We start from the raw sequence: 10,010 nt of genomic DNA, 5'->3' as shown, positions 1-10,010 counted from the left end.
GGTCGGCGGCGACCACCGAACCGATGCCGAAGAACGCGCCGTGCGCGAAGGCGGCGAGGATCCGCCCGGCCATCAGCAGCCCGAAGGCGGGGGCCACCGCGGAGACCAGGTTCCCGACGATGAACAGGCCGGTCAGCATCAGCAGCATGCCCTTGCGGGGGACGCGGGTGCCGAGGACCGTGAGCAGCGGCCCGCCGACGACGACGCCGAGCGCGTAGCCGGAGATGAGCAGGCCGGCGGTGGGGATGGACACCGAGAAGTCGCCGGCGACCTCGGGCAGCAGGCCCATGATCACGAACTCGGTGGTGCCGATGCCGAAGGCGCTGATCGCCAGCGCCAGGAGCGCGAGAGGCATGAGAGGGACCGCTTTCCGGAGCGTTGCAGGGGTACCGGTCAGCCGCACACCAAACCATTGCGCGTGCAACTACCAGCGTCGACAATACGACCGCTCGCCGGATACTTGCAAGCGCGGCATATAGACGGCCGCCTGCAACACCCTCCACGACAGCCTCACCCGGCTCCCCCTCCGGCAACTCGCCGCCACCCCCCGCACGCGACGGCCCGCGTCACCTTGCCTCACGCAGCGCAAGTCATTAGGTTAGCCTCACCTAACTAGCCGGAGGCTGCCATGAACCCCACCCCCATCGACGCCGAGGTCCCCGAGCCCACCGCCGCCGAACGGGTCGGCAGCCTGCTCTGCGCAGCCTCCTCCGTCGTCGTCCGCGCCTTCGGCGAGCACCACGAACTCACCACCCCCGTCTCGGTCCACGGCTCCAGGCTCCGCCTGCGCGCCCCGCTCGACGCCCCGCTCACCCTCGCGACCGTCCGCGAGCAGGACGGACTCCCCGTCGTCCTCGACCTCACCGACATCGCGCCGGTCGCCGTCCGCGACCGGGTCCGCGGACGCCTCACCCTGGCCGGGCGCCTCCACCTCGCCCACCTCGCCGACGACGGCCTCAGCGTCCACCTCCGCCTGGACGTCGCCCACGCCGTCCTCTCCACCCCGTACGGCACCAGCGCCCTCACCGGCGCCGACCTCGCCCTCGCCACCCCGGACCCGCTCGCCCGCTACGAGGCCGGCATGCTCACCCACCTCGCCGACGACCACCCGGACGCCCTCGCGGTGCTCACCCGCCTCCTCGACCCGGAGCTGCTCGTCGACCACCCCGACGTCCGGCCGCTCGCCCTCGACCGGTACGGCCTGGTGCTCCGCCTCGACCACGCGCACGGCCACCGTGACGTCCGGTTGGTCTTCCCCGAACCGGCCCACGACGCCGACGACTTCGGCCACCGGGTGCACCAGCTGCTGACCGCCGCGCAGCAGGCCGAGCCCGCGCACCGGCGCTGACCCCCGCCCTACCCCCGGCCCGACTCTCCCGCCCGGCCCGGCCGCTGACGGCCGGCCGCGCACCGCCGGCCACCCATGCCGCGGACCCGGTCGGCCGGGAGATTCCGCGAGCGTCCACCGGGTCGACCGCGCCCACCCGCGCGTCCCCGGCGGCCGCACACTCCGGCGAACCCTGCCGACCGGCACCACCGCCCCGCGCCGCTGACGGCACCCGAACGATCCGTTCGCCCGGAAACCCCTCCCGAACTCTCACCGAGCCCTTTCCGGAACCCTTCCGGAACCCTTCGGGATTCGGCCTGAATTCGGCGGGAATCCGGCCGGGCGGACAAGCCACCGGAAAGATCCCCCCCGGGGGGAGTAAACGACAAAGGCCGACCCGGTTCGCGAGAGGAGGTCTCGCGAACCGGGCCGGCCCAACGGGCGTGTCCCGCGCCCGTGGATCCACTGGTGGTGCGGCGATCACCCGGTCAAGCGGTCACCCGACATGACCATTCCGGGAGGTCGTTCACCCCGCACCCAGCGGTGGTTCTGGTGCTCGATCAGATCGAGACGCCGTGCGCCCGCAGGTAGGCGATCGGGTCGATGTCCGAGCCGTACTCCGAGCCGGTGCGGATCTCGAAGTGCAGGTGCGGGCCGGTCACGTTGCCGGTCGCACCGGAGAGGCCGATCTGCTGGCCGGCGGTGACGGTCTGACCGACCTTCACCGCGATCGAGGACAGGTGCGCGTACTGGGCGTACTTGCCGTCGGCGAGCTTGATCTCGACCTCGTTGCCGTAGGCGCCGCCGTTGCCGGCCTTCACCACGGTGCCGGCCGCGATGGCGCGCAGCGGGGTGCCGGTGGCAGCGGAGAAGTCGACACCGGTGTGGTGGCCGGAGGACCACATGGAACCGGCGACACCGTAGGCGGTACCGAGCTTGGTACCGGCCAGCGGGGCGACGTAGCCGGAGGAGGCGACCACGGGAGCCGGCGCCGGGGCGGCGGGCTTCGCGGCCTGGACCGGCGCGGGCTTGGCGGCGGGCGCGGCGGGCTTCGCGGCCGGGGCGACCGGCTTGACGGCCGGGGCGGCGGGCTTCGCGGCCGGGGCGGCGGGCTTGGCGGCCGGCTTCACCGAGTCCTGCGAGACCTGCGGCTTGGCGGCGGGCGCGGCCGGCTTGGCGGCCTCGACGGCCTTGCCGCCGAGTGCGAGCTGCTGGCCCGGGTAGATCAGGTTCGGGTTGGCGCCGACGACCGAGCGGTTGCGCTCGTACAGGGCCTCCCAGCCGCCCTGGACGTTCTTCGCGTCGGCGATCTTCGACAGGGTGTCCCCGCCTGCGACCTTGTAGGTCTCCTCGGCCGCGGCGGCCGGGGCGGTCTCGGCGGCCGGGGCGGCGTCGACGCTGGCGGCGCCGTTCCAGGTGCTGGTCTGGTGGGGCTTGGCGGCCGGAGCCTCGTGGGCCTGGGCGCTCACCGCGGTGACCAGCGGGAGGGCGAAGGCGGCGCCGGTGACGGCGGTGGCGATACCGATGCGGACGGCGCGGGGCAGGGCGATACGACGAGCCTGTGCGGCCATGGCTGATGTCCTCTCCGACGCCTACGAGGTGAGCTGTCGGGTTCGGGCTGGAGTTGCCCGGCCGCATCTAGGCGGCTTCACCCCAAGCCGGACCGCGAATTCCGGTCCGGCGACTTACCTTTGGGTCCCCCGCTCCTGCCGAACAGAGTTCGTTGCGTACCACCGGGCAGCGGCAGGACTAGGCGTTCCACCCGGTGGCCACCCGGGCTGACGCCGGGCGGTCGCTGAACTAAAACTCATCCGTCCGAGTGAAGCAATGTCGATCTCTTGAACTCGCAACAAAACACCGGACCGCCGTCACGCTCCGAATGATCGGCTGCACAGTACGCACACAATCGATTCACGGCGTGCCACTGATCCACGACCCTCCGCCGATTTCCGGACCGGTCCGCACACGATCACTCACGGAAAGCCATCCGCCGACACGCCCCCGGTGACCCTTGTCACGTCGGCCCCCGGGGCGGACGATCATGCCGTGGCCACCTCCGAGGCCGGCATCCTGCGGTTGGGCACCGCGCAGGGTCGCTGGGTACTTCTGGCGACGGTGCTCGGCTCCAGCCTGGCGATGCTCGACGGGACCGTCGTGAACGTCGCGCTGCCCAGGATCGGGACCGATCTCGACGCCCCGCTCGCTGCCCTGCAGTGGACGCTCAACGCCTACCTGCTCACCCTGGCCGGGCTGATCCTGCTCGGCGGCGCGCTCGGGGACCGGTACGGCCGGCGCCGGATCTTCCTGCTCGGCGTGGTCTGGTTCGCCGTCGCCTCCGCGGCCTGCGCGGCCGCGCCCACCATCGAGGTGCTGGTCGCCGCCCGCGCGGTGCAGGGCGTCGGCGGGGCCCTGCTCACCCCGGGATCACTGGCGATGCTCCAGGCGGTCTTCCACCCCGAGGACCGCTCCGCCGCGGTCGGCCTCTGGTCCGGCCTCGGCGGGGTGTCGGCGGCGGTCGGACCGTTCCTCGGCGGCTGGCTGGTGGACGGGCCGGGCTGGCGGTGGATCTTCCTCCTGAACGTCCCGCTGGCCGTGCTGGTCGTCGCGGTGACCGCCCGACACGTGCCGGAGAGCCGGGACGAGTCCTCGACCGGCCGGTTCGACGTCCTCGGCGCGGTGCTGGCCGCAGTGGCCCTGGGGACCTTCACCTACGCGCTGACCGCCGCCGGGGAGGGCCTCTCCCCCGGGGTCTGGCTCACCGGGGCGGCCGGGCTGCTGCTGGGCGTGGCCTTCGTGCTGGTCGAGCGCCGCACGCCGGAGCCGATGCTGCCGCTCGGACTCTTCTCGTCACGCCTGTTCACGGCGGTGAACCTGGTCACCCTCGCCGTCTACGCGGCGTTCAGCGGGGTCTTCTTCCTGCTCGTCGTGCAGCTCCAGATCGTCTCCGGCTTCTCCCCCCTGGTCTCCGGGGTGGCCCTGGTGCCGATCACCGTGCTGATGCTGGCGCTCTCCGCGCGGGCCGGACGGCTGGGCAAGCGGATCGGGCCCCGGCTGCCGCTCACCGTCGGCCCGCTGCTCTGCGCCGCCGGCGTGCTGCTGATGCTGCGGATCGGCCCCGACGCCTCGTACTGGACGGACGTGCTGCCGGCCGTCACGGTGATGGGCTGCGGGATGGTGCTGCTGGTCGCACCGCTGACCGCGACGGTGCTGGCGGCGGTGGAGGTGCGGCACGCGGGGATCGCCAGCGGCGTGAACAACGCCGCCGCCCGGGCCGCCGGCCTGCTCGCGGTCGCCGCCCTGCCGTCGTTGGCCGGGCTGAGCGGCGACGCCTACCAGGTGCCGGCCTCGGTGGACGCGGCGTTCCGCACCGCGATGCTGATCTGCGCCGGGCTGCTGGTGGCCGGCGGGCTGACCGCGCTGGTCACCGTGCACGGCAACGTCCTGGCGCCGGAGGATCACCCGGTGGCCGAGCCGGACTGCCGGTACGCCTGCGCCACCGGCGCACCGCCACTGGATCCGGGCCACGCGCCGGAGGCGTCCGAGCACGGCGAAGGCCCCGCCACCGGTACGGTGACGGGGCCCCGGCCGGACGCCTGACGAGACGCCGGACCAGCCTGACGGAACGTCAGAGGATGTCGCCCGGAGCGTACTTGGCGGCCTCGGGGTGGGCGGCCGCGACCGCCTCGATCTGCCGGACGACCTCGGCGACCTGGGCACCGGCGGCGCCGGTGAAGGAGAGCCGGTCACCCAGCAGCGCGTCCAGCGCGGCCCGGTCCAGCGGGATCCGCTCGTCGTTCGCGAGGCGGTCCAGCAGCTCGTTCTCCCGGGCGCCGGCGCGCATCGCGAGCGCGGAGGCGACGGCGTGCTCCTTGATGACCTCGTGGCCGGCCTCCCGGCCGACGCCCGCGCGGACCGCTCCCATCAGCACCTTGGTGGTGGCCAGGAACGGCAGGTAGCGGTCCAGCTCGGCCTCGATCACGGCGGGGAAGGCGCCGAACTCGTCGAGGACGGTCAGGAAGGTCTCCAGCAGACCGTCGAACGCGAAGAAGGCGTCCGGCAGCGCGACCCGGCGGACCACGGAGCAGGAGACGTCGCCCTCGTTCCACTGGTCGCCGGCCAGCTCGGCGGTCATCGACGCGTAGCCGCGCAGGATGACGGCCAGGCCGTTGACGCGCTCGCAGGAGCGGGTGTTCATCTTGTGCGGCATCGCGGAGGAGCCGACCTGGCCCTCCTTGAACCCCTCGGTGACCAGCTCGTGGCCGGCCATCAGGCGGATCGTCTTGGCCAGGCTGGACGGCGCGGCCGACAGCTGGACGAGGGCGGTCAGCACCTCGAAGTCCAGCGAGCGCGGGTAGACCTGGCCGACGCTGGTGAGCACGTTGTCGAAGCCGAGGTGCGCGGCGACCCGGCGCTCCAGCTCGGAGAGCTTGTCGGTGTCGCCGTCGAGCAGGTCGAGCATGTCCTGGGCGGTGCCGACCGGGCCCTTGATCCCGCGCAGCGGGTACCGGGCGATCAGCTCCTCCAGGCGGCGGAAGGCGACCAGCAGCTCGTCGGCGACGGTCGCGAAGCGCTTGCCCAGGGTGGTGGCCTGCGCGGCCACGTTGTGCGAGCGGCCGGCCATGACCAGCTCGGCGTGCTGGGCGGACAGACGGCCCAGCCGGACCAGGACGGCCACGGCGCGGTCGCGCACGTGCTCCAGCGACTGCCGGATCTGCAGCTGCTCGACGTTCTCGGTCAGATCGCGGGAGGTCATCCCCTTGTGGATCTGCTCGTGGCCGGCGAGCTCGCTGAACTCCTCGATGCGGGCCTTCACGTCGTGCCGGGTGATCCGCTCGCGGGCGGCGATCGACGCGAGGTCGACCTGGTCGATCACTCGCTCGTAGTCGGCGACGGCCGTGGCCGGCACCTCGACGCCGAGGTCCTGCTGGGCCTTCAGGACGGCAAGCCAGAGGTGGCGCTCAAGCACCACCTTGTGCTCGGGGGACCAGAGCTGGGCCAGGGTCGCCGAGGCGTACCGGGAGGCCAGGACATTGGGGATCTGGGGCTTCGCGCTCACGCTTCGCAAGCCTAACAGCCGAGGTCAGCCGGAACCGCGCCGGTCCGGCGGCCACGGCGGACGGGCCGGACGGGCCGGACGGAGCGGCCCGGGCCGGGCCGGGGGCCGACGGAAACGGGGGCAGCGGTCGCGCCGGGCGCGCCCGGGAGTCGCGGAGGGCCCCCGGGAGTCGCGGAGGCCTCAGGGAGCCGCCCGGCCGCTGAGCACCGGGAGCACCTGGACGCAGACCGAGTGCAGCGCCACCCGCTGCTCGTCGGTCATGGTCCCGATGGCCTGGTGGGTCCGGCTCATCTCGCCCCGGATCAGCCCCAGGATCTCCCGGCCCTGCTCGGTGATGACGACGATCTTGACCCGCCGGTCCCCGGCCGCCGCCTCGCGGTGGGCCAGGCCCAGCGACTCCAGACGGTCGACGATCCCGGTCACGTTGGAGGCGTCACAGCCGAGGCGGCCGGCCAGCGCGCGCATCGGCACCGGCTCCTGGACGGCGCCGAGCGCCTTGGCCTGCGAGGAGGAGAGACCGTGCCGGGACGCGGCGGCCGCGAAGTCCTGGAAGTACGCGGCGCCGACGGCGGCCAGTGCCTCCATCAGCTCGCCGTTGGTCGGTACGGTCGTCGTCGCTGTCGAACCCATGAGGTCAGGGTACGACCGAGTGCTTCAGTAACTCAAGCTTTGAGCACGGCAAAGACCTGCCGCCCGGAGCGCGGGCCGCCCGGTCAGAGCACCAGCTGGTCGAAGAGCCGCCGCAGCTCGGCCTCCGGGTCCGCGGTCAGCCCGGTGTGCACCGGCCCCGGCTGGACCACCGCGCTGCGCGGCGCGGTCAGCCAGCGGAACCGCTGACCCGGGCTGTCCGCCGCCGCCGGACCGGCCTGCGGCCCGCCCTGGCAGACCACCTCGATCCCGTGCAGCGCCCGCCGCACCCCGGCGACGTCGACCACCGGGTCCAGCGCCAGCAGCCGCGCCTGGTCCAGGTGCGTCCGCGCCGCCAGGTGGGCGCTCTGCCGGCAGTACAGCAGCACGCCGACGTTGACGCACTCGCCGCGCTCCACCCGGGGCACCGCCCGGATCACCGCGTACTCGTAGTCGTGCAGTTCGGCGACGGCCGGCAGCGCCGACCGGATCGGGCCGGTCATGCGGACACCTCCGGCAGCCAGTCCCGCGGACCGGCCAGTCGCTCGGTCAGCTGGGCGCGGTACGCGGCGCGCACCGCCTCGGGCGAGTCGAACCCCGGCTCGTCCACCAGCCAGACGTCGGGGATCCGCGCCACCGCCTCCCCGATCGCCGACTCCGCCAGCGGGGCGAGCACCTTGTCGGCCGCGAGCAGGTCGGGCTCGGCGCGCAGCAGCGCGTGGTCGGAGGCGTCGTACGCCCGGCGGATCCAGGCAGCGGCGCCGGGCCAGTGGTGGTGGAAGATCAGGCTGGCGCCGTGGTCGATCAGCCGCAGCCCGCCGGTGGCGACCAGCAGGTTGGGATTGCGCCAGGAGCGGTCGACGTTGCCGATCAGCGCGTCGAACCAGAGCACCTGACCGGCCAGTCCGGAGTCCACCTCGAAGCAGACCGGGTCGAAGTTGAGCGCACCGCTGACGAAGGCCATGCCCAGGTTGACCCCGCCGCTGGCCCTCATCTGATCCTGGATCTGCGGGTCCGGCTCGCTGCGCGCCAGCACCGGGTCCAGGTCGACGGTGACCAGTTCGGGCACCGGCAGGCCGAGCCGCCGGCCGAGCTCCCCGGCCAGCACCTCCGCGACCAGCGCCTTGCGGCCCTGCGCGGCACCGACCCATTTCAGCGCGTAGAGCCGCCGGTCGTCGGCCTCGACCAGGCCCGGCATCGAGCCGCCTTCTCGCAGTGGCGTCACATAACGGACCGCCGTCACCTCGGGGAGCACGGCCGACAGCCTATCCGGCATATGCACGGGGCGGGTGTCGCTCGGCATGCTCGCCCGCCCGGGTCGTCCCGGTGGCAGCCCGTGCTGCTCCGTGCGAGTGTGGCGGACAGTAGCGGGGTAGACGCCTGCCCGGCACCACCGGCACCTGTACTGCCGTGACCTGCACCGCTGTGAACTGCGCCGATTCGACCGGCACCGACTCGGCCCGCACCGTGACTGAACGACACCGTGACTGAACGACATGCACTGTGAGGGACGCACGATGGAACGACCCCGGATCCTGATCGTGGGCGGCGGCTTCGCCGGGCTGGAGTGCGCGCGCCGTCTGGAGCGCAAGCTCGCTCCCTCGGAGGCGGAGATCTCACTGGTCACACCATTCAGCTACCAGCTGTACCTGCCCCTGCTGCCGCACGTGGCGGCCGGCGTGCTCACCCCGCAGTCGGTGGCCGTCTCGTTGCGCCGGACGCTGCGCCGGACGCACATCGTCCCCGGCGGCGCGATCGGCGTCGATCCCGGGTCCAAGGTCTGCGTGGTCCGCAAGATCACCGACGAGGTGGTGGCGCTGAAGTACGACTACCTGGTCCTCGCCCCCGGCAGCGTCACCCGCACCTTCGACATCCCCGGCCTGACCGACTACGCGCGCGGGATGAAGACGCTCGCCGAGGCGACGTACGTCCGGGACCACGTGATCGCCCAACTCGACCTCGCCTCCGCCACGCTGGACCAGCGCGAGCGCGAGTCCCGGCTCCAGTTCGTGGTGGTCGGCGGCGGCTACGCCGGCACCGAGACCGCCGCCTGTCTGCAACGGCTCACCACGGCGGCGGCCCTCCGCTACCCGCGGCTGGACGCCCGGCAGATCAAGTGGCACCTGATCGACATCGCCCCGAAGCTGATGCCCGAACTCGGCGACGCGCTCGGCATCGCCGCCCTGGAGGTCCTGCGCGGGCGCGGCATCGAGGTCTCGCTGGGCGTCTCGGTGGCCGAGGTCGGCGCCGAGTCGGTCAAGTTCACCGACGGCCGGGTGCTGCCCTGCCGGACCCTGATCTGGACGGCGGGCGTCGCGGCCAGCCCGCTGATCGGCACCCTCGACGCGGAGACGGTGCGGGGCCGGATCGCGGTGACGGCGGAGATGCGGGTGCCGCAGTTCGAGGGCGTCTTCGCGCTCGGCGACGCGGCCGCCGTGCCCGACCTCGCCAAGGGCGACGGTGCGGTCTGCCCGCCGACCGCCCAGCACTCGGCGCGTCAGGGCCGGGCGGTGGCCGGCAACGTGATCGCCGCCCTCCGCCACCAGCCGCTGGAGCCCTACTACCACAAGGACCTGGGCCTGGTCGTGGACCTCGGCGGCAAGGACGCCGTGTCGAAGCCGATCGGCGTGGAACTGCGCGGGGTGCCTGCCCAGGTGGTGGCACGCGGGTACCACCTGATGGCGATGCGCACCAACGCCGCCAAGTTCCGGGTCGGCGCGAACTGGCTGCTCAACGCGACCGCCGGTGACGACTTCGTCCGCACCGGGTTCCTGGCCCGCCAGCCCGCCCGTTTGCGCGACTTCGAGTACACCGACGCCTACCTGACGAAGGATCAGGTGAAGGCGCACGCCCAGGCGCTGCTCGCCAAGGGCTGACCGCCCGGCCGCCTGCGCGCGGTCCGGCCGGCGCCGGGGGGGCCCCCCCCGCCGGGCGGGGGGGGGGGGGGGGCGGCCGGGGGACGCCGCCCACGCGGCGGGGCGGGGAAGACCGCCCGGGGCC

9 protein-coding genes and 1 riboswitch are annotated in these 10,010 nt (G+C 73.4%); of the genes, 3 read left to right on the top strand and 6 right to left on the bottom strand.

Annotated elements, in window-relative coordinates; genetic code table 11:
* Window positions 1–355: MFS transporter (locus ACFWOG_RS35955; protein ID WP_380363551.1), on the bottom strand; the 355-nt coding region annotated here is incomplete at its 3' end.
* 273 nt (window positions 356–628) lie between these two features.
* Between ACFWOG_RS35955 and ACFWOG_RS35950 the strand changes: the two genes are divergently transcribed.
* Window positions 629–1,348 (top strand): DUF2470 domain-containing protein, encoded by a 720-nt coding sequence (locus ACFWOG_RS35950; RefSeq protein WP_329877895.1) that lies wholly within the window; start codon window positions 629–631, stop codon window positions 1,346–1,348.
* A 539-nt stretch (window positions 1,349–1,887) separates the two neighbouring features.
* Here ACFWOG_RS35950 and ACFWOG_RS35945 read toward each other — a convergent pair.
* Window positions 1,888–2,898 carry a peptidoglycan DD-metalloendopeptidase family protein gene (locus ACFWOG_RS35945; RefSeq protein ID WP_380363549.1) on the bottom strand — a complete coding sequence of 337 codons (1,011 nt, stop codon included), beginning with the start codon at window positions 2,896–2,898 and terminating at the stop codon, window positions 1,888–1,890.
* 3 nt (window positions 2,899–2,901) lie between these two features.
* Window positions 2,902–3,063: riboswitch (cyclic di-AMP (ydaO/yuaA leader) on the bottom strand.
* Window positions 3,064–3,373: 310 nt separating this feature from the next.
* Here ACFWOG_RS35945 and ACFWOG_RS35940 point away from each other — a divergent pair.
* The gene (locus tag ACFWOG_RS35940; protein ID WP_380363547.1) at window positions 3,374–4,924 is read left to right on the top strand and encodes an MFS transporter; all 1,551 of its coding nucleotides are present in this window, start codon (window positions 3,374–3,376) and stop codon (window positions 4,922–4,924) included.
* 28 nt (window positions 4,925–4,952) lie between these two features.
* On the opposite strand, the gene purB is transcribed toward ACFWOG_RS35940, so the two are convergent.
* The 4 genes from purB to ACFWOG_RS35920 form a co-directional block, all read right to left on the bottom strand.
* Entirely contained in the window at window positions 4,953–6,383 is a 1,431-nt protein-coding gene (gene purB / locus ACFWOG_RS35935; RefSeq protein ID WP_329950143.1) for an adenylosuccinate lyase, read from the bottom strand.
* Window positions 6,384–6,563: 180 nt separating this feature from the next.
* Window positions 6,564–7,013 carry a MarR family winged helix-turn-helix transcriptional regulator gene (locus ACFWOG_RS35930; RefSeq protein ID WP_380363545.1) on the bottom strand — a complete coding sequence of 150 codons (450 nt, stop codon included), beginning with the start codon at window positions 7,011–7,013 and terminating at the stop codon, window positions 6,564–6,566.
* Between the two features lie 83 nt (window positions 7,014–7,096).
* Window positions 7,097–7,513, bottom strand: a complete 417-nt coding sequence (locus ACFWOG_RS35925) for a DUF3037 domain-containing protein (RefSeq protein WP_329877905.1) — start codon at window positions 7,511–7,513, stop codon at window positions 7,097–7,099.
* Window positions 7,510–8,265, bottom strand: a complete 756-nt coding sequence (locus ACFWOG_RS35920) for a HipA family kinase (RefSeq protein WP_355405621.1) — start codon at window positions 8,263–8,265, stop codon at window positions 7,510–7,512. The genes ACFWOG_RS35925 and ACFWOG_RS35920 overlap by 4 nt, the downstream gene beginning before the upstream one ends.
* 262 nt (window positions 8,266–8,527) lie before the next feature.
* On the opposite strand from ACFWOG_RS35920, the gene ACFWOG_RS35915 reads away from it, so the two are divergent.
* Window positions 8,528–9,886, top strand: coding sequence for an NAD(P)/FAD-dependent oxidoreductase (locus ACFWOG_RS35915; RefSeq protein WP_329950145.1), 1,359 nt, complete (start codon window positions 8,528–8,530; stop codon window positions 9,884–9,886).
* Window positions 9,887–10,010 lie beyond the last annotated feature (124 nt).

It is taken from the genome of Kitasatospora sp. NPDC058406, from assembly GCF_042722765.1.
Classification (GTDB): Bacteria; Actinomycetota; Actinomycetes; order Streptomycetales; family Streptomycetaceae; genus Kitasatospora.
This window is presented reverse-complemented; position numbering and strand designations above follow the sequence as displayed.